At 29.9% G+C, this 21104-nt stretch carries 21 protein-coding genes and 1 pseudogene; 3 read left to right on the top strand and 19 right to left on the bottom strand.

Annotated features, from left to right (window positions below; genetic code table 11):
• Window positions 1-55: 55 nt before the first annotated feature.
• The 3 genes from HLB29_RS01755 to pepF all read right to left on the bottom strand — a co-directional run bounded on the left by HLB29_RS01755 (window position 56) and on the right by pepF (window position 3484).
• Entirely contained in the window at window positions 56-1357 is a 1302-nt protein-coding gene (locus HLB29_RS01755; protein WP_185623437.1) for an L-cysteine desulfidase family protein, read from the bottom strand.
• A gap of 161 nt (window positions 1358-1518) precedes the next feature.
• Entirely contained in the window at window positions 1519-1695 is a 177-nt protein-coding gene (locus tag HLB29_RS01750) for a hypothetical protein (RefSeq protein ID WP_185623707.1), read from the bottom strand.
• Window position 1696: 1 nt separating this feature from the next.
• On the bottom strand, window positions 1697-3484 hold the full coding sequence (gene pepF, locus HLB29_RS01745) for an oligoendopeptidase F (protein WP_185623436.1): 1788 nt from the start codon (window positions 3482-3484) through the stop codon (window positions 1697-1699).
• A gap of 223 nt (window positions 3485-3707) precedes the next feature.
• Here pepF and HLB29_RS01740 point away from each other — a divergent pair, with 223 nt between their 5' ends.
• Complete coding sequence (locus tag HLB29_RS01740) at window positions 3708-4226, top strand: Gx transporter family protein (RefSeq protein ID WP_185623435.1); 519 nt, start codon at window positions 3708-3710, stop codon at window positions 4224-4226.
• Window positions 4227-4366: 140 nt separating this feature from the next.
• Here HLB29_RS01740 and HLB29_RS01735 read toward each other — a convergent pair whose 3' ends face one another.
• From HLB29_RS01735 to HLB29_RS01665, 16 genes and pseudogenes are all read right to left on the bottom strand, one after another.
• A complete protein-coding gene (locus tag HLB29_RS01735) occupies window positions 4367-5383 on the bottom strand; it encodes a cell wall-binding repeat-containing protein (protein WP_185623434.1) in 1017 nt (338 codons plus the stop codon).
• A gap of 165 nt (window positions 5384-5548) precedes the next feature.
• Window positions 5549-6214, bottom strand: coding sequence for an ABC transporter ATP-binding protein (locus tag HLB29_RS01730; RefSeq protein WP_185623433.1), 666 nt, complete (start codon window positions 6212-6214; stop codon window positions 5549-5551).
• A 45-nt stretch (window positions 6215-6259) separates the two neighbouring features.
• Complete coding sequence (locus HLB29_RS01725) at window positions 6260-7072, bottom strand: Fic family protein (protein WP_330604332.1); 813 nt, start codon at window positions 7070-7072, stop codon at window positions 6260-6262.
• A 12-nt stretch (window positions 7073-7084) separates the two neighbouring features.
• On the bottom strand, window positions 7085-7222 hold the full coding sequence (locus tag HLB29_RS09760; protein WP_330604330.1) for a hypothetical protein: 138 nt from the start codon (window positions 7220-7222) through the stop codon (window positions 7085-7087).
• Between the two features lie 98 nt (window positions 7223-7320).
• Window positions 7321-7749, bottom strand: a pseudogene (locus tag HLB29_RS01720) (ATP-binding cassette domain-containing protein); the annotation flags it as partial.
• An 80-nt stretch (window positions 7750-7829) separates the two neighbouring features.
• Complete coding sequence (locus tag HLB29_RS01715) at window positions 7830-8918, bottom strand: S1C family serine protease (protein ID WP_330604328.1); 1089 nt, start codon at window positions 8916-8918, stop codon at window positions 7830-7832.
• 255 nt (window positions 8919-9173) lie between these two features.
• Entirely contained in the window at window positions 9174-10520 is a 1347-nt protein-coding gene (locus HLB29_RS01710; RefSeq protein WP_185623432.1) for a glucose-6-phosphate isomerase, read from the bottom strand.
• Window positions 10521-10629: 109 nt separating this feature from the next.
• The gene (locus HLB29_RS01705; protein ID WP_185623431.1) at window positions 10630-12234 is read right to left on the bottom strand and encodes an NAD(P)/FAD-dependent oxidoreductase; all 1605 of its coding nucleotides are present in this window, start codon (window positions 12232-12234) and stop codon (window positions 10630-10632) included.
• Between the two features lie 160 nt (window positions 12235-12394).
• Entirely contained in the window at window positions 12395-12769 is a 375-nt protein-coding gene (locus tag HLB29_RS01700; protein WP_185623430.1) for a hypothetical protein, read from the bottom strand.
• A gap of 12 nt (window positions 12770-12781) precedes the next feature.
• Window positions 12782-13864 carry an SEC-C domain-containing protein gene (locus tag HLB29_RS01695; RefSeq protein WP_185623429.1) on the bottom strand — a complete coding sequence of 361 codons (1083 nt, stop codon included), beginning with the start codon at window positions 13862-13864 and terminating at the stop codon, window positions 12782-12784.
• Between the two features lie 181 nt (window positions 13865-14045).
• Window positions 14046-14804, bottom strand: coding sequence for an NAD(+) synthase (gene nadE, locus HLB29_RS01690; RefSeq protein ID WP_185623428.1), 759 nt, complete (start codon window positions 14802-14804; stop codon window positions 14046-14048).
• A 58-nt stretch (window positions 14805-14862) separates the two neighbouring features.
• Complete coding sequence (locus HLB29_RS01685) at window positions 14863-15519, bottom strand: YigZ family protein (protein ID WP_185623427.1); 657 nt, start codon at window positions 15517-15519, stop codon at window positions 14863-14865.
• A gap of 147 nt (window positions 15520-15666) precedes the next feature.
• Window positions 15667-16083: an NUDIX domain-containing protein gene (locus tag HLB29_RS01680; RefSeq protein ID WP_185623426.1), complete on the bottom strand. Its 417-nt coding sequence runs from the start codon at window positions 16081-16083 to the stop codon at window positions 15667-15669.
• Window positions 16084-16137: 54 nt separating this feature from the next.
• Entirely contained in the window at window positions 16138-16812 is a 675-nt protein-coding gene (locus HLB29_RS01675) for a HEAT repeat domain-containing protein (protein WP_185623425.1), read from the bottom strand.
• Between the two features lie 212 nt (window positions 16813-17024).
• On the bottom strand, window positions 17025-17630 hold the full coding sequence (rpsD, locus tag HLB29_RS01670; protein ID WP_185623424.1) for a 30S ribosomal protein S4: 606 nt from the start codon (window positions 17628-17630) through the stop codon (window positions 17025-17027).
• 189 nt (window positions 17631-17819) lie between these two features.
• Window positions 17820-18080, bottom strand: a complete 261-nt coding sequence (locus tag HLB29_RS01665; protein ID WP_185623423.1) for a cysteine-rich small domain-containing protein — start codon at window positions 18078-18080, stop codon at window positions 17820-17822.
• A 236-nt stretch (window positions 18081-18316) separates the two neighbouring features.
• On the opposite strand from HLB29_RS01665, the gene hflX (HLB29_RS01660) reads away from it, so the two are divergent.
• Together hflX (HLB29_RS01660) and hflX (HLB29_RS01655) are read left to right on the top strand one after the other, a co-directional pair.
• Entirely contained in the window at window positions 18317-19624 is a 1308-nt protein-coding gene (hflX, locus tag HLB29_RS01660) for a GTPase HflX (protein ID WP_185623422.1), read from the top strand.
• Between the two features lie 52 nt (window positions 19625-19676).
• Window positions 19677-20969, top strand: coding sequence for a GTPase HflX (hflX, locus tag HLB29_RS01655; RefSeq protein WP_185623421.1), 1293 nt, complete (start codon window positions 19677-19679; stop codon window positions 20967-20969).
• Window positions 20970-21104 lie beyond the last annotated feature (135 nt).

Genomic DNA, 21104 nt, shown 5'->3' with positions numbered 1-21104 from the left:
AGTATTATGGGGCTTTATAAATTTTATCTAAAGTATTCTTAATAATTTATTAATTTTATATCTTATTCATTTCATTCATTACATCTAGAATCGTCTCATCAGTAGGACTCATTCCAATATTACTTACTTTCCCCAGATTTCTTATAGTTTGATCTACATCTAATGACACTATTCCATTCATTGTTTCGGGATAATTTCCTTGTTTTGCCAATAATGCATTTCTAACAGCTGACGATGCTGCCGTTGAAAGTTTCAATGCACATCCGGCTTTCGCACCATCACATATTATTCCGCTTAAATCTGCAATTGCATTTTTTACTGCACCACCGATTTGTTCAAATGTTTCATCCATCAACCAGGCTATACCGGCAGTAGCTCCAGTCGCTGCTGCCACTCCACACCCGCACATTGCAGAAAGCCTACCTGTAAAATTTTTAATATATGCAGTAGTAAGATGAGATATCGCCAACGCTCGACATAGTCTTTCATCACTTTGCTTATTTTTTTGACTATAAGCCACTATCGGTAAAATTGCAGTCAATCCATGATTCCCACTTCCGTTAGAACTCATAACAGGCATATCAAGACCAGCCATTCTGGCATCCGACGCACCTGCTGTCAACATCATAGAATTATTCAATATATCATCGCCTAATATGCCTTCCTCTATAGATTTTTTTATACCATAACCTACCCCTATACCAGTTTTATGTTCCAGACCGGCTTTTGCCATTTTTAAATTCATATCTATTCCATCTAGTAAAAATTTGATTTCTTCAAATTCTATAGACTCCACATTTTTTATTATTTCTTCCAGCGTTGCATCGTCCATTATAGTATTACTTTCTGTGGAATTGCTAATCTCAGGAATTTCTTCTTCCTTACTAAAAATTACATCTCCATCCTTTTCAATGTATACAAAATTATCATGTCTATTTCTAATTACAACCTTAGCATATGAAGATTTTCCCCAAAATTCGACCAAAATATATACCTTCTCTTTTGTATCAGCCGGTTCAATTGATAATTTCCCTTCATCCATCAAAGCTTCTGATTTTTGAATCTCCTCTTCAGTTGATCCCTCTAATACACTTAATCCTTTTTCCGAATTACCGGTCACTATTCCAATAGCTGCTGCTATTTTAAGTCCAAGTCTAGTGGTGCCGGGTATCCCTACACACATACCATTTTTATATATATTAGGACTTACAAGTATCTTATTCTTTTCTATTTCCTCGCAAAGTATCTCCTTACATTTTGCGCAGGCAAGAGCTACTGCAACCGGTTCGGTACATCCAACTGCAGGTTTAACCTCATTTTTAAGCATTTCTACAAATTCTTTTTCTAAACATCTCATATATTTCTCCCCTATCAAATCACATAATAATAAAACTCTTATCCTTTTTACTATTAAAAAGGATTTCATAAAAAAACTTAGTTAAATACGTTTTTTTACCACTTTCATTATACATTTTAAATATAAAATGGGCAATAGTTAAATACTATCACCCATAAAATTTAAAAATAATCTTTTTTTCTAGAAATATTTACACTATCTTTTTCAATATCTTTTCTATCCACTTTAATATTAATCTGTTTTAGAATCATCAATATTTTATTTAATGTAATTTGAATAGAAATCAATATTACAAAAAGCATAACACCAGCTATTAATTTGAAATTTATACCAAACACTTTATACCTCACAAAGTTCTTCTAATTCATCGACTATATCTTTAAATATTTTTAAAGCATTATCTACGCTTTCCTTCTTTTCCATATCAACTCCGGCTTTTCTCAGTTGCTCAAGAGGATATTCAGAACCACCGCTTTTTAAAAATTCAATGTATCTCTCAACTGAAGATGAATCTTTTAAAATCATATCGCTTAATACAGAAGCCGCAGAAAAACCTGTAGCATACTTATATACATAAAAATTTGAATAGAAATGAGGTATTCTAGCCCATTCTATACCTACCAATTCATCTACTTCACAAGAATTTCCATAATACAACTTATTTAAATCAAAGAATATTTCAGTAAAATCCTTAGCTGTCATCGGAATTCCAGATTCTACCTTTTCATGAGCAATTTTTTCAAATTCTGCAAAAAGAGTCTGTCTATATACAGTTGTTCTATATTGTTCTGCATAATAATTTAAAAGATATATTTTTTCTTTTTTACTATTTGAATTTTTCAATAAATATTTAATTAATAACGTTTCATTCACAGTCGATGCTACCTCTGCAACAAAAATCTTATATCCTGAATAAATATATGGTTGATTCTCTCTGGATAAATAACTGTGAATAGAATGTCCTAACTCATGAATCAATGTAAACACAGAGTTTAAATCGTCTTTATAACTCATTAATATATATGGATGCGAATCATAACTTCCCCATGAATAAGCACCACCTCTTTTACCTTCATTTTCATATACATCTATCCATCTTTCATCAAAAGCCCTTTTCACTAACGATAAATAATATTCTCCCATTGGTTCAAGAGCGTTAAGTATGATTTCCTTGGCTTTTTCATAACTGATCTCCATTTTAAAATCTCTAGCCATTGGAAGATATAAATCATACATATGCATTTCATCTAACTCAAAGTACTTTTTCTTTAGGTTATTATATCTATCTAATGAGTCTATATTTTCATGAACAGATGCAATCAAATTATTATACACATCTAAGCTTATATTATCTGCAAACAAAGAAGCAAATATAGCAGATGGATAGTTTCTTATACTTGAATTGAATATTTCAGCCTTAATTCCGCCAAACAAAGTTGATGCCATTGTATTAGAATACTTTTGATATGTTTTAAATTCTGCCTCAAAAGCCTCTTTTCTAACTCTTCTATCCTTACTCTTAATATATTTTGTATAATTAAAATGATCTATTCTAACTATGTTACCATCTTCATCTGTTATTTCAGGAAATTCCATATCTGCATATGAAAGCATCTCATAAGTAGACTCCGGAACAGTTGCCAACTCCGATGCAGCTGCCATTATTTGTTCTTCTTTTTCACCAAGTGTATACGGTTTTTCTCTAAGAATTTCATCTATCATCTTTTTATAATGTGAAATCTTTTCATCACTCAAATAATTTGCTAAAATATTTTCGTCCATTGCTATTATTTCAGGGACTACATAAGAATTTGCCTTACTTAATTCAGTTCCCAGCATATCGGTCTTAGTTGCATCGGCCAGATTTTCATTGATTCTGGTATCTTCATGATGTTTCATATGTGAATATACATGAAGATGAGACAACTTTCTGGAAGTATCTTCCATAAGTTTCAATACTTTATAAAATACTTCCGGAGATTCAGATAACTTTCCTTTATATAGTTTTATTTCTTCAATTGAAGATTTTATATAATCAATATCCTTTTGAATTCTCTCTTTTTCAGTATACATGGATTCAAGATCCCATTTGTATTTCGCTTCTATATCTTTTCTATCTATTCCCATAATAAACCTCCTAATATTATACAAATCATATTGTTTTCTATAAATATATTTTACCATAATAACTTAATTTAAAATTATATTTGCATATTTTATTTAATAAATTGCAATAAATTTTCAATTAATTATTATTACGCTTTATGATATAATAATTATTGTTGGATAAATCTTTCGACAGGTAACAAATTACTATTAAATATAATACTAAGAATTAGGAGAACAACTTATGAATAAAATAAATACTAAAAAACTTATATTACTCGGGTTAATGGTATCTTATAGTTTGGTTTTATTCTTAATAGAAACTATAATACCAAATCCCCTGATTGCAATTTTTCCGGGAGCAAAGCTGGGTCTGAGTAATATTATAACCCTTTTATGTTTGATTAATTTTGGATTAAAGGATACGTTTAAAATTTTAACTGTAAGAATAATTATATCGTCTATGTTTGCCGGACCGATATCAACTCTATTATTCAGTATAGCTGGTGGATATATGAGCCTTTTCGGTATGTATTTAGCATTAAAAATAAGAGATTTATCAATAATTGGTGTCAGTGTGTGCGGTGCGATAATGCATAACATAGGTCAATTGTTAATGGCAGCTATAATTATAAAAAATATCTCAATGATGTCTTATCTTCCAGTAATGCTTGGAGCTTCCGTTGTGACTGGAGTATTTATAGGAATCGTGGCAAAATATACTGAGCCTGTCCTAAAAAGACAGTTTAGAAAAATCAGTTAATATGTCGTTACTGCAAATTAAAGTCAATGAAAACAAAAACATGCTAAATCTCATCTCATCAATTTAACAGAATTGATTTTCTGACGAGTTTAAGCATGTTTTCTAAAATTGACAATACTTTTAAATTAAACTTATAAATATTATTTTAAATCCTTTTCAACTTTCTGTGTGATAGAATTCTCTCCACCAACTATAATTATTTTCTTTATATTCTTATTTGAATTTATATATTTCTTAGTATCCTTGTTTAGATACCTAGAATTAGTTAATAATATAGCTGCATTTTCTTTAATGGCCAATGGTGATGCTGATAATGCATCTGGAAAATCTTCACCACTTACCAGTACAATAGTTTCTATATCCTTATTAAGCATGGTTTTATACCTTTTTCCAATTTCAACGGCAGTTTTATACCTATCACTTCCATAAACTCTAATCTTTTCATTAAGGTCAGGAATTGAATTTTTTCCTCCAAAAACGATATCTGGAGTTCTTGTTTGATTTTTTATGTCTATTGAAAAGAATGGCATAAAATCATACTTTTTGTCTCTGTTATACTGGAACATAAAAGGTGTTGCTGTTAGTGAGTCAGGATAGTTATAAGAACTGTATACTGCCGCCATATCTGGAATAGCAAGCATGCCTTTTTTCTTCAAAATAGGTTCATATATTAACTGTGAAGTCTCTATTCTATTTTTCCCAAAAATTCTTGTAACATCACCATACTTAGAAATTTCATTTTCTACATTTTTAGATATTGTTTTTTCACCTCCAACTACAAAAATTGATGTTTCTTCTTTATCTGATATTTTTGAAATATAATCATAAATTTTATCGTTGGATTTCATACTGCTTACAAGTAAAAGCGGAGCATTAAACTCCCCAGCTAAAACACCTGCTGATAAGGCATCAGGATAAATATCACCACTGGCTATTATAATATATTTAGCTAACTTATCTTCTGTATTAATAAACTTAGATACTTTTATAGATGTATCAAATCTATCCTCTCCATAAATTCTATCTATACTTATATTCTGATCTTTTTCAGTAAAATTTTCATTTTTATCTAAGCAAAAGGATGCTATCGATAATTCTGTCATAATAAACACAGATAGAATAGTACTTAAAATTATTTTTCTTTTAGCAATCTTCATTTTAATCCCTCCTCAGTATTTTATTAAGTTCAAATAAATAAAAAGTTTATAATTTTTTTAACAATAATTGAAATATTTTTAGTGTACATCTCAATTATTATATCCAGAATAATTAATAATAACTATATCTCAAAGAAAAATATATATCAATATTGGGCTAATAACCTAAATATTTATTCTGGGTACAGAGTCTAATAAATATTTAGTATATTCATGTGTAGGATTTTTAAAAACTTTCTCAGTATTTCCCGATTCACATATTTTTCCATCAAGCATTACACACACTCTGTCAGTTAGATATCTGATTACACCCAAATCATGAGAAATAAATATCATAGCAATACCCAATTCTCTTTTGATATTTTTAAGTAAATTTAATATTTGAGCTTGAACAGATACATCTAACGCAGATACCGGTTCATCACATATTACAACTTTAGGATTACAGATTAATGCTCTGGCAATTCCCACCCTTTGCAACTGACCACCGGATAAATATTTTGATTTTTTTCCTAAATAACTTTTATCTAATCCCACTAACTCCATAATATCACTTATACGCTTTTCTCTTTCATTTTTATTCCACTCCGGTCTCAAACTTATCATCGGTTCTTCTATTACTTCCCTTATATACATAGTAGGATCTATTGATAAAAAAGGGTCTTGGAATATCATTTGAATTTTTTTACGTCTTTCAAACAATGATTTTTTATCAAGATTTTCTTGGATTTCCGATTCAAAATAAAATTCTCCACTGCTCATATTTTCCAGACCTATAATGATTTTGCTAAGTGTAGTTTTGCCACACTCTCTAATATAAAATATATCCAATATATGTTATTTATAAAAATTATTTAAACCTTATTACATATCATTTTATAATATTGTTCCTTCTGAAAGGATATCAACGTATTTTCTATATACATACTGTCTATATCGTTTCTTATCCTCAACTTTTAACTCTATAATTTTTTGTATAGATGAAATTGCATCCTCACATATTTCTCCTACAAAGAATTTAATCCATTCTTCAAACTCTCCTTTTATACGAACATTATTCAGCAGTTCATAATATCTGTTTCTATTTTTTTTAAAAAAGTAACTTAGATACAAAACGGGATATTCCATTAATCCCTGCTCTTTTAAAAATAATACAATAAGTAATCTTCCCATCCTTCCGTTACCATCCAAGAATGGATGTATTGTTTCAAATTGATAGTGAATTAAGGCAATCTTTATCAAATTTGAAATAGAACTATCTTCATTTATGTATTTCTCTAACTCACTTAAAGATTTTTCCATTTCTTTCGGAGCAGGCGGAATAAAGCTTGCAGTATTTAATGTACATCCGGCATATCCAATCCAATTTTGAGATTTTCTAAATTCTCCTGGTAACTTTTCATTGCCTCTAACATCGGATAATAAAATAGAATGCGTTTCTTTAATCAATCTCATACATAAATGCAAATCTTCTAATCTTCTAAATGCATAATTTGTTGCTTTTGTATAATTGACAATTTCTTCAGTATCTTTTATTTTTTCATTATTTCTATCGTTTTGCAAAACATCAATCAGCGAGGCCTGTATACCCTCTATTTGCAAACTGATAACCGCTTTTTTTTGAACATAAATAGATACAAAAAGATCAATATCCGGCAATGTAATTGCCATACCATCTAATCTTCCCAAGAGTAAATAAGCCTAATTTATTAAATTCTGAATTTCACTATCTACATCTAATTTCAAATCTTTTAAATCATTAGGAATAGAACACTCATAGTTACTTTGCATCTTTTTCGATACACCTGCTCTATTCGTTTCTAATTTTATAATCATCATCCTCTAAGTTAAATTTATTTTATTTATATTTAGTATACTTTTTTAAGTAAAATTTTCAAAGAATTTAACTTAGACTTTTATTATCTCTCTCCAAGTTAAATTCTTTGAAATACCATACTTATTTCTGACATAAATTCAGATAATGAAATGTCTTTAATATTTATACCTCTAATCAAAATTTCTCCTGAATCAACATCCCAAAATCTTTTCAAAAGATTAGCTACTGTAGATTTACCGCCACCTGACTGACCGACAAGAGCTGTAATTGTATTTTTTTGCATTTCAAAATTTACATCATGTAAAACCTCTTTATCACCATAAGAAAATTTCACGTGATTAAATTTTATTTCCGGTACAGAAACGTTAGACATTGAAAGCTGTTTTTTACCTATATCTTCAAGTTCTGTTTCATTTAATACTTCTTCAATATGATCTAAAGCAGCATTCATAACTATAAGTCTTGTAGCCTCACCATAAAGAGTTTTTAAAGGACTAAATAAGTCAAATACAAATAATATTAATCCTAAATTTTTTTAAATAAAAAACCAACCGGAAAAATTCCAGTCGGCTTTCAAAAATTTATATAAAGGGAGTTTCATCTTATATATTATTTAAATTCAATATTTAATTCTTTTTTCTTTCCATCTCTAATAATTGTTATTTTATCTTTAGACCCTTTTGTATAAGTGTACATTTTCTTACTTATGCTACCCATATTTTTTATATCTGTTTCACCTATTTTTATAATTATATCTCCTACTTCAATTCCAGCTTTATCTGCAACAGCACCATTTTCAACACGTCTAATTACAACACCATTATCTACATCAAGCTGATTTCCGGTATAAGTCACATAAGTTTTTACATCTATACCTGCAACACCTAATACAGGCTTTTTGTAATTATTATCTTCAATAACTCTCTGTGCTACTATCTTTGCTGTGTTTATAGGTATTGAAAATCCTAAGTTATCTGCATTAGCTTTAGCAGTATTTATACCTATAACCTGCCCCTCCTGATTTAGTAAAGGCCCTCCACTATTACCAGGATTTATACTTGCATCTGTCTGCATTAAATCAGACATATTTGAATTTTCCGTGCTAACATCTCTATTTAATCCACTAATAATACCTTGTGTTACGGATGATAATAATTCAGTTCCTAAAGGATTTCCAATAGCAATTGCAATATCACCTACTCTTACATCATCACTATTTCCTAGTTCAGCAGGTACTAAACCACTAGTATTAACTTTCACAACCGCTAAATCAATCGTAGAATCATACCAAACCACGTTTCCTCTAACTAACTTATTATCATGCAAAATAACTCGTACACTTTTTGCATTTCCATCTGATACAACATGTGAATTAGTTAATATATAACCTCTTTTATCAACTACAAATCCTGTTCCACTCCCTTGAACTTTATGTTTTACACTAAATAAATTATCCTGTGATACCGATTCTGATAATATTCCAACTACAGAAGGCGATGCCTTTTCTGCAACTGCTTGATATACATTCTGACTTTTTGTAGTTCCATCGTTGACTATCTTGATATGTTCTTTAGGTTGTTGATTTAATTGATTATTATATTCTAAATATTTTAACGTTGCATAACTACCTGCGGCAGATGCAAATACTGCAACTAGTACAATAGATATTAGAGTTCTAAAAAATTTCAAGACTACCACACCCTCTCCTTTTTATATTGTTATTATATTATTCCATTCTTAAATGTAACTTAAAATAATCATAATTTAAACTTAATCATAAAAATAGACTGCCCAATAGTCCGGATTTACTTTTTCAAAAACAAACTTCATAAACATGATTATTATATTTTGAAAATTGTAAAAACTGACTTAAGCAGTCTTTAAATTCTTTTTCTAATTAATTATTCATTTTCCATTAATAAAAAAATTGTATCTATCAATCTTTTCGAATATTTATAGTCTTGCTTCTAATGATTTTTTTTCTTCCTCATATCCAGGTTTACCAAGCAATGCAAACATATTTTTCTTATATGCTTCTACCCCCGGCTGATTAAAAGGATTTACCCCAAGTATGCAACCGCTTAGAGCACAAGCTTTTTCAAAGAAATATACCATTTGTCCAAAAGTATACTCATCTAATCTCGTAATATTTAATATTAAATTAGGAACATTTCCATCTGTATGTGCTAATAAAGTCCCTTCGTATGCTTTATGATTTACAAAATCCACTGTTTTTCCAGCAAGATAGTTTAATCCATCCAAATCTTCTGCGTCTTTCTTTATCTCCAAATCTCTTCTAGGATTTTCTACATTGATTACTGTCTCAAATATAAATCTTCTTCCCTCTTGAATATACTGTCCCATAGAGTGTAAATCCGTAGAAAAATTAACTGATGCCGGGAATATACCTCTATTGTCTTTACCTTCACTTTCTCCAAATAACTGTTTCCACCACTCGGCGAAATACTGTAACTGTGGCTCATAATTTACTAGAAGTTCAGTTTCTTTTCCCTTCCTTTGAAGAATTGTTCTCGCAATGGCATATTGATAGGCCTGATTTTTTTCCAAATCATCAACACCGTATTCAATCATGGCATCATATGCCCCTCTCATAACCGCATCTATATCAAATCCAGCCGCAGCTATTGGAAGTAGACCAACTGCAGTTAATACTGAAAATCTTCCTCCTACATCATCAGGAATAACAAAAGTTTCATATCCTTGGGCTTCCGATAGAGATCTTAATGCCCCTTTAGAAGCATCCGTAGTTGCATAAATTCTTTTTGCCGCTTCTTCTTTTCCATATTTAGCTTCCAAATGTTCTTTGAATATTCTAAATGCTAAAGCAGGTTCAGTAGTTGTTCCAGACTTAGATATCACATTTATTGAATAATCCCTGTTTCCTATAACATCTAAAAGATCTAATATATATGATGAGCTTATACTATTTCCTGCAAAATATATTTCCGGAGCTTTTCTTTCATCTCTAGAAATATTATTCTTGAAAATATTTCCAAACATATCTATAGCTGCTTTTGCCCCTAAATATGAACCACCTATACCTATTACCACTAAAACTTCTGAATCAGATTTAATTTTTTCAGCAGCTTTTTTTATTCTGGCAAATTCTTCTTTATTATAATTTTCAGGAAGTTCCATCCATCCCAAATAATCACTTCCTAACACCTTTTCATCATGCAATAAATTATGCGCTACACTTACAAAAGGCTGAATAGCCTCAATTTCTCTTTTTTCTAGAAATTCTTCTGCCTTACTAAAGTCAAATCTTAAATTACTCATAGTTTCTCCTTTTCCAATTATTTGTTTACCTTTAATCTATTATAATCACCTAAATATTATATCATAAATATCTTAAAATACTCTTTAAATACCAATTTTCATAAATAAATTACGTCAACGTAGAAGAATCGTATTTCTCAATAATTTTTTCTGCACATTTGATTCCGTCGACTGCAGCTGTAACTATTCCACCAGCATATCCGGCACCTTCACCACAAGGGTAAAAATTTGAAATATTGACAGATTCCAAAGTATTTATATCGCGTTTTATTCTAACCGGTGCGGATGATCTTGTTTCAATACCTGTCAACACTGCATCTTCCAAAGCAAATCCTTTCAGCTTTTTATCTAACTTTACTATCCCTTCTCTCATAGAATCTACTACAAATTCCGGCAAACAATCGGATAAATTTGCCATAGTTACACCAGGTTTATAAGAGGGTTTAACCTTACCTATTGATGTTGACTTTCTGCCTTTTATAAAATCACCAACAAGTTGACAAGGAGCCTTATAATTTTTTCCTCCCAATTCAAAAGCCAACCTTTCATATTTTTCCTGAAAATCTATACCAGCTAAAGGATGTTTTGAATTATAATCCTCTACATTTACATTTACCAAAAAACCACTATTTGCATTTTCTTTATCTCTAGCATGCTCACTCATACCATTAGTTACAAGCTCTCCTTTGCTACTTGCAGAAGCAATTACAGTGCCTCCAGGACACATACAAAAAGTATATGCACTTCTTCCGTTTTCAGTTTGCACAGTCAGTCTATAGTCTGCTGCACCTAATTTTGGATGATTTGCAAATTTTCCATACTGTGATTTATTAATCATTTCCTGTGGATGCTCTATTCTAGCTCCTATAGCAAATGGCTTTTGTTCCATAAATATTCCATTTTTGTAGAGCATTCTGTAAGTATCTCTTGCACTATGTCCTATAGCAAAAATAACATGTTCACAATTTATTTTTTCATTTCCATTGATTTCTAAAACACATATTTTTTCATTCTTTATAAATATATTTGTCACTAAAGAACCGAATCTGACTTCTCCTCCAAGCTTGATTATATTGTTTCTCATATTCTTTATCACATCTTTTAAGATATCCGTACCAATATGTGGTTTATGAGAATACATTATTTCCTCTGGCGCTCCAAATCTAACAAATTCAAACAATACTTTTTGACATCTAATATCCTTCATTCTAGTGGTTAGTTTTCCGTCTGAAAAAGTACCGGCTCCCCCCTCTCCATATTGTACATTTGAGTTTGGATTAAGTTTACCATCATTCCAAAATTCCTCTATATCTTTTGTTCTTTGATCTACATCATTCCCTCTTTCAAGTAATATTGGTTTATATCCTCTTTGCGCTAATAACAAACATGCAAATAATCCTGCTGGACCAGAACCTACAATTATCGGTCGCCTTGACATTTTTAATGTTCCCATTTTTACATCGATATACTTGTTAGTTTTTATCTGGATAGTATCTTTTGGTTTATTTTTAAGAATTTTCTTTTCATCCTTTAATACTATATCTACAGTATAGACAAGATTAATAGTATCTTTTTTTCTAGCATCAATAGATTCTTTAAAAATACTATAATCATATAAATCTTTCTCACTTATTTTCAGTTTCTTGACAACTTTTGTTTTTACCAATTCTATTGGATCATCTATATCTATCTTTATATTTGATACCCTTAACATAAAATTCCTTTCAAAAAATAATATTGCTGGATATATAGTAATATATACTACATTTTTCCTCAATATTGTCATTTTCATCTAAACTATATCTGCATCTGCAAAGTAAAAATCATTATGATTTTTAAAAAGAGCTACTGAATACAGTAGCTCCAAAGTTAATTTAATCATTAGTTATTAAACCTCTAATCACCTTCATATTATTGAATACTTTTTCAATAAAGTCTTCGGCAATTTCATCATCTAAAAGTTTTATTTCAACATTTTTATCCCTATCGATGCCTTTTTCTACACAGTAATTTTTAGCTATCGTTATTATTTCATCTCTATCTTCATCACCAAGATTATAATCTTTGTAGTCGACTATTATATATTGAAAAACCTCTTGGCTGCCTTCTTTATTGTATCCTATTTCAATATGATATATCACAGCATATAAATTTTCGATATTTTCTTCACCTTTATATACTGGAATAGCAGGATTTGACTTTACAAAACTAGTCGCTACAGGTATGCTACTTCCTACATTAAAATTCATGTTTCTACCTCATTATTTTCCACAAACAAGTGCAGAAATTTCTTTATTTCTCTTAGCTAATGTGCTTGTACTTACTCCATATACATTGGCAACTGCATTCTGAGTTCCACCTATTCCATTTTCTTTTCTGTAATAGTACTCTAATCCAGCCGCCCATCCATTTTCAAAGCCTTTATAATTTGCACTGGACGAAATCTTGTTCCAAATTTCTATCATACCTTGTAATGCTGATTCGTCTTCAACATTATCGGAAAGCAATTTTATCAGGCTATCTTCTTCATTTTCCAAATTAACATCTTTATCATCAGAATCTTCCATATCATTAAGAGATTCCTCTAGTTCTTCATCTTTATAATCACTCAATTGAAGTAATTGCAACATATACTTGTAGAAGAATAATGAATTTATAAATACAAAGTATTCTATGCTAGGCACAGATTCTTTATTTTTATTATATACGTCCATCAACGTATTATATATAACATTTTTAGTTTCTTCTTGTATTCTTATTGTCAAATCAATTAAAATGTATATATCTCCAATGCGAACCGGTCTTCCCAATAGGTAGTTGCCTACTTCAAAATCACCTAATATTTTAGAATCAAGTGTATTGTACTCTATCCCTGTAAATATATCTTTAATTACAACCATCTTATCTTCTGCCCTTGCAATTTCAAATAAACTTGGATAAGAATTAATACAGTTCACTACTATATTACTTTCTTCTTTAGTAAAGTTCTTATTTTTCAATACATACATAGCCGGAGTATTATTTTCATCTACATAACAGTCATATGAAAAATATGATGCAAAGAATCTATTAGCCGCTATGTTTCTCACTATCATATCATCAAAGAAATCTTCTCTTGTTTTTTCTTCCATCTTAGCAAATTCTTCATTTTCATTTATAAATTCTTCAAGATATGCACTCAGTTTTAATATTGAATCAGTATATAACTTATCAGCTTTTTCCTTTTTTTGCTCTAAAATGTTATCCTTTTTTTCTTTTGCTGCTTTTGCTTTATCTGACTCCATACAACATTTTTTATATTTCTTACCACTTCCACAATGGCACTTATCATTTCTTTTCAACATATATAATTGCTCCCTAAATACTTCATAATACTACTATATTTATATACGACATATATACATCATAATACCTTATTTTATATACCATAATTGAGAATGTCATTTATACAGTACGTTTTATTATAACATAGAATATCTAAAAATGGAATAAAATAACTTATTTATTTACAAGTATGCAAATCATTTATTCAAAAATAGGAGGTTTAGGCACGGGAACCCTTTTATGTTCACTAACCCTATTTAGCCTATCTATTATTTCCAAATCCTTTTTAGGAACCTCATTTCTTCTTCCTTCGACTACCATATCTATATAATTATATGTTGTTCCCATTTCATTTTCATCAGTTTGCCCTTCCCATAAACCGGCAGAAGGAGCTTTATTAATCAAGTCATCATGTATTCCCAGTTCTCTTGCCCACTCATAGACTTCTTTTTTAGTCAAATTTGCTATTGGTAAAATATCCACTCCACCATCACCGTATTTGGTAAAATATCCAGTCAATAATTCTGCTGCATTATCAGTACCTGCGACTAAATATCCTTGATTATTAGCTACTGCATAAACTGTTCCCATCCTTATCCTTGCTCTAAGATTTGCGTCAGTAATTTTTAGATTTTCATCTTTATATAGCTCTTTTTTCTTTAACTCACTATTCACAGCATCTAATATGAAATTTTGTGGTTCATCTAAAGTTATTTCCAAATATTCTATACCACAACCTTCAATTACTTTCATTGCATCAATTCTGTCTTGAGGATTACTTTTAATATTCATTATCACTCCCATCGAATCCTCTGGAAAGGCCTTCTTAATAAGATATGCTACTACAGCGGAATCTATACCACCGGATACTCCAACTACAACCCCTTTACAATGAGCTTCAGTAACTTTATCCCTTATCCATTGAACTGTCTTATCTATTTTTTCTCTTCTAGTCAACATACTGATTTCTCCTTCATTATTTTTTGCATTAATATACCTTTATCTAAATTTATATTTACTAACTTTTATTATTTTCGATTATTTTTCCATCTTTCACAGAAATATACTGTTTGCACTTTTCCGTTATTGTAGAATTTGCATTTGTAGTTTCAACAATTAAGTTTTTTAACTCTTCCAATCTATTATCTTCACAATATACTGAAATAACAACATTTTCAGCATATTCAATCCCCTTTATAACAAATCCTTTATTAGATAAACTATTTTGCATTTTTCCTAACAATGTATAATCAATTAATATATCAATTTGAGTAAACGGCACCTTTTCTACTATTTTACCAGCTTCAATTCCTATTTTGGCTCCTTTAGTATATGCCCTAACAAGCCCACCTGCACCTAATTTTATTCCACCAAAATATCTGGTAACTACAACTACCACATCCCTCAAATCTTCCTTTTTAATAACCTCTAATGTCGGAATTCCTGCTGTTCCTTGCGGCTCCCCATCATCGCTATATCTTTGTATATTCATATTTTGTCCAATAGTATAGGCCCATACATTATGTGTTGCATCTTTATGTTTCCGTTTTATCTCATCTATAAATTCACGTGCTTCTTCTTCTGTACTTATGGGTTTTGCATATCCGATAAATATAGATTTTTCGATAGTTACTTCATCACTTCCAGACTCGTGAATGGTTTTATATACTTGCATATACACTCCTTTATCTAATATTATTCCTCATTACGACTTTATAATTTTCTGTTATCATTATACCATATTATCATATTTTTGCATAAAAATGAGAGAATCTCAATAGGAAATTCCCTCACATGTTGCATATCTATATTTTAAATTACTTTAATGCTCCTTCTTAAAGTTTTTATACTTTTTATAAGAAACATCAACCAATGATTTTTCTTTACTATGTGTAAGCATTTCTAATGCATCTGATACTTTATAGAAACCACCTTCCAAGAATTCTGAACATATATTAGTATTAGGATTATCTGATTCCATTACATACCACATTATCGCATTACAAACTCTTTGATTTCTACTTCTAGAGAAGAATTCATATATAGTATCCCCCGCTATGTCGAGAATTTTTGAATCAACACCTGTTTCAAGTTTAACTCTTTCAACAGCACTTTCATGAGGAAGTCCATCACCAACTATTTTTCCTTTTGGTAAGGTCCATTCTCCCTTGTCATTTTTAACTAACAACACCTTATTTGCATAAAAAACAACACCACCAGAACAACGTCTTACTATCATATTGAATCCCTCCATTTTCTTAGTAATATTACTGTAACCACGCAGCTACGTGGCTTATTTATTAATATTGAATTTAGAGTAAAGGTTGCAAATCGAATCTCTGCAAGCCTTTAAAACATACTCTTTTTCAAAATTAGACTTGTTTTTGACAAAATTTTCTAAAATTCTAATACTATTCCTATTTCCAATTATACCGAGATATTTTGCACAATATTGTCTGATTTGAGGATTGCTGTCAGATAATCCCATTTCTAAATATTGGATACTCTCTTTGTTGGCAATTTTACCAATGGCAGAATATGAAATACGCCTAATATTAGAATGCGGCTTATCAATAAATGGATAGATAATATTTAAAAATCTATCATCTCTAAATTCACCAGCAGTCCAAACTAGTATCATCAAATCATCTATATTATTTATTTTCAATATACCTCTATATATCAGTCTCTTAAATGATTCCAGTTTATCATCTGATAAATCGGACATATATAATAATCTTTCATCCTTTGACATAGATAGGTAATTAGTCAAAATATCCTCTTTATTATCAGATTTTTTATTTTCCAGCCTAATATACATTTTGGCTTTAATTAAATCATCGTTTATTTCCTCAATGGATTTATTCCTAATTCTAGAAATTTGGGGAACTGTAAGAGAATCCAGATATAGTAGATATGTTATAAAGTAATCTTCAAGGCTGTCGACATTTTCCCATCTTATTACCAACTTGATTCCTCCTATAATATATGATTCTTCAAAACTTTCAAAACCAATTTTAAAAACACGAGTTTTTTAAAATTCAGAAAATTTTGTTTCTTATACTCATTATAACATAAACAACATTAAATAACACTTATTTTTTATAATTGTAAGCGCATTTTATAAAAAAAGAACCACTGCAATATTGCAATGGTTCAAAACATTTCTTTTTTCTAATTTTATAATGAAGATTTTGAGTAGAATTCGACAACTAGTGCATCATTGATTTCTATTGGCACTTCGTCTCTTTCCGGTAATCTTGTAAGAACAGCCGAGAAGTTTGCCTGATCTTTTGTTAAATAAGGATATTCATTTAAAGCTGCTGCTTCAAAGTTTGCCTTAAATAACTCATTTGATCTGTACTTTTCTCTTAGCTGAATTTCATCTCCAACACCAACTATAAATGAAGGTATATCAACTTTCTTTCCATTAACTAGCACATTTCCGTGACCTACCATCTGTCTAGCCTGTCTGATAGAGTTAGCAAGTCCCATTCTGTAAACTAGATTATCAAGTCTACACTCTAGAGTTCTAATAACTGCAGTACCAGTAGTTTCCTTGGCCTTCTGCGCTTTCTTCATATAAATTCTCATCTGTTTTTCACTTACACCATAGTAAGCTCTTAATCTTTGCTTTTCAAGTAACTGCTGTCCATATGGAGAAAGCTTCTTGTCGCTTCTTGCAGTTCCCTTTCCTGCTCTGTTCATAGCCTTTGGATGACCACAAACATTAAGCCCTAATCTTCTTGATAATTTGAACTTTGGTCCTCTTGTAATTGATGACATTTTTTCTCTCCTTTTTAATCTTTTCATTATGGATGTGCCCTTTGCACATTATCCACTTCTTATAAAATGGATGTGTGAATGCAAGCTGCATTACGCTACATTGTCCATTTAAAGGCATTGCCTTCATCGTAGCCCTCGCTACATAACATTAATATTATACTATCGATATTACTACTTGTAAAGACTTTTTTACTTTTTTCTGACAATATCAACTATTTCATTAAATTTATTAATAATATAATCATAGTTTTCTCTCTTATGTGGTAATAAACATAGTGTGCAATCCTTAATTCCTTTTTTGCTATACCTGTAGTTTCCGCCACATTTCTCTCCAAGTGCATATAAAGGACAATAGCAGAAAAGACAATTAAAATTTTCAGTATCATCTACTTTATGACAAGGAAAAAATTCACATTTTTTATTCGAAAAAAATTTATAGTTCTCTGACAAAATATTTTCCCCCTCTTCTATACTTCTATACTTCTATACTTCTATACTTCTATACTTCTATACTTCTATACTTCTATACTTCTATACTTAATTATACATCAATATATGTATGAAACTATAAGATTATCAATTTTTTTTAATTCAAGAATAAAGAAAATTAAAAACCCTCCAAACTATGATATAATCTAGTTAATACATGAAAGAAGGGAGGAAATTCTTTTTTAGAATAGAATTTTATGAATGATTTAAATATTAATAATGAAGATCTTATAAATTTAAAAGAAAAGGCCTTGTGTATAGGCTTAAATCTTACTACCACATCTAAAAGAACTTCCAATGTAGATATTGAAGATTCAATGACTGAGCTAAAAGAGCTAGTAAAAGCTGCTGGTGCTGAGGTAGTTGGTGAATTAGTACAAAATAGAACTTCTATAGATACCGCTACATATTTGGGCAAAGGAAAGATAGAAGAGATAAAAATATATGCTGATAGTCTGAATGCAACTATGATAGTATTCAATGATGAACTTTCTGGAGCTCAAATTAGAAATATAGAAGATATCATAGGAAAAAAGATAATAGACAGAACTACTTTAATTCTTGATATATTTGCACAACGTGCACTAAGTCGAGAGGGAAAATTACAGGTAGAACTCGCACAGCTAAAATATAGACTCCCGAGACTATATGGTATGGGAGGAGAAATGAGTCGAACTGGTGCAGGTATTGGTACAAGAGGCCCCGGTGAACAGAAATTAGAAAAAGATAAAAGACATATACTTAATAGAGCTGCCAACATAAGAAAGGAATTAAAAGAAGTAATTAGAATAAGAGAAACCCAAAGGGCTAAAAGAACAAAAAATAAAATTCCTATAGTTGCTCTGGTAGGCTATACAAATGCTGGAAAATCAACTCTTTTAAATGAACTAATAAAAACTCATCCCGATTATGAAAAAGAAAAAGAAGTATTCACTAAAGATATGCTTTTCGCCACACTTGATGTAACTCTTAGAAAGGCTCTTTTGCCAAATAAAAAAGAATTTCTGGTTGTCGATACGGTTGGTTTTGTAAGTAAGCTTCCCCATGATTTGATAGATGCATTTAAATCAACGCTTGAAGAAGTTAAATATGCAGACATAATACTTCATGTAATAGATGCAACAAATGAAAGTTCCTATATTCAGAAATACACAACGGAATCTGTTTTAAAAGATCTAGGAGTGGAGGATAAAAAAATGATTACTGTATATAATAAAATTGATAAGTTAGATCTTGATTTTTATCCGAAAAACCATGATGATCTTGTATATATTTCCGCAAAAAAGGGAATAAATATGGATAAGTTGATGAATATGATTCAAGATGCTCTTATGAAAGATACATTTAAGGTAAATCTACTCCTTCCGTTTGAAAGAGGAGATCTATTTAGTACTATAAAAGACAAATATGTAATAGATAATTTCGAGTACACCGAATATGGAATAGATTTAATAGTATCACTTGATGAGATAGATTATAATATTTATAAGGAATATATCAAATAATTTATTAGTTAAGTAGTTTTTAGTATTTATAAAAATTTTTATGGAGGTTCATATGGAAAGACTTACAATTTCAAACAAAGATGTTAGTAATTTTGATGAAGTAGCAATCGCCATAGCCGTTGCTGAAGGTAAAATTATCCATGCCACAACGGTGGATGAGTCAATGACTGAACTTTGCGAATTAGTTCAAGCTGCCGGTGCAGAGGTAAAAGCAAAACTGATTTTACATCAGAATATAGATGAAAATTATTATCTAGACAGAGATTCCCTTGATTATGTTATCAGACAGGGAAAAGAATTAAATGTAAATATACTCGTATTTATAGATGAACTCTCCGGAAAACAAATAAAAAATATAGAAAAATTGTCCGGCATGAAAGTTGTTGATAGAACTATGCTTTTATTTGAAATCTTATCAAACAGAGCAAATAGAAGAGAGGGAAAAATAGAAATTGAAAAAGCTCAATTGACTTATAGATTAACTAGAATAGAAGGTTTTCAAGGCATATATAAATATGGGACAGGTATTTGTGTAAATAATCCCTATGGAAATAGACTTCTGACTGATCTAGATGAAATAAAGTCAAAAATAGAATCATTAAAAGTAGATCTTAGTGTAATAGTAAAAAACCGATTTGTTCAGAGATCTAAAAAAATCGGTGATTCACTTCCTTTAGTTGCCTTTACAGGGTATACAAATTCCGGAAAATCAGCTTTAATGAACAAATTAATTGAATTGGATCCTGAACATACAAAAGAAAATGAAGTTATAGTTAAAGATAAAATGCTTTCAACTATGGACGTTTCTCTTAGAAAATCAATTCTGCCAAATGGTAAAGAATTTCTTGTTGTAGATACAATAGGCTTTGTAAGTGATGTTCCAAAATTAATGCTTACTGCTTTTAGATCAACCTTTGAAGAAATAAGTTATGCAGATTTAATCATCAATGTATTTGATGCCAGTTCTAGCGGATTGGATATACAAAAAAATATAATGGATTACACAATTGAAAGAATAGGAGTAACAAATAAAAAGAAGATATCTGTATATAATAAGGCAGATAAATTAGATACCATTCCGGAAAGTACCGATGATAAAATATATGTATCTGCAAAAACAGGATATAATATAGATAAGTTATTAGAAGCTATTCAAAAAAATCTTTCACAGAAAATGGTTGAAGAAATACTTTTAATTCCTTATGAAAAATACCATGTATTTAACTCTATTAAAGATAATAGAATAATCGAAATAAATGATTTCAAACTTATTGAAAACGGAATTGAACTAAGACTTGTAATGAATTCTGATGAATATGAAAAATACAAGGAATTTATTAAATAACGGTATTCGAATATCCATAATTTAATAAGAGTTGTTGTGATTATATAAAGCAAATGATATATAACTCTTAATAGAATCCAAATAAAAAGACTGATTTGTAATTATGCCAATAAAAATTATATATTTTATGGTGTT

The sequence above is a fragment of the Peptostreptococcus canis genome (assembly GCF_014229965.1).
In the GTDB taxonomy this organism is placed as follows: domain Bacteria; phylum Bacillota; class Clostridia; order Peptostreptococcales; family Peptostreptococcaceae; genus Peptostreptococcus; species Peptostreptococcus canis.
Note: the sequence above shows the minus strand (reverse complement) of the source record. Positions and strands in the feature narration are given on the sequence as shown.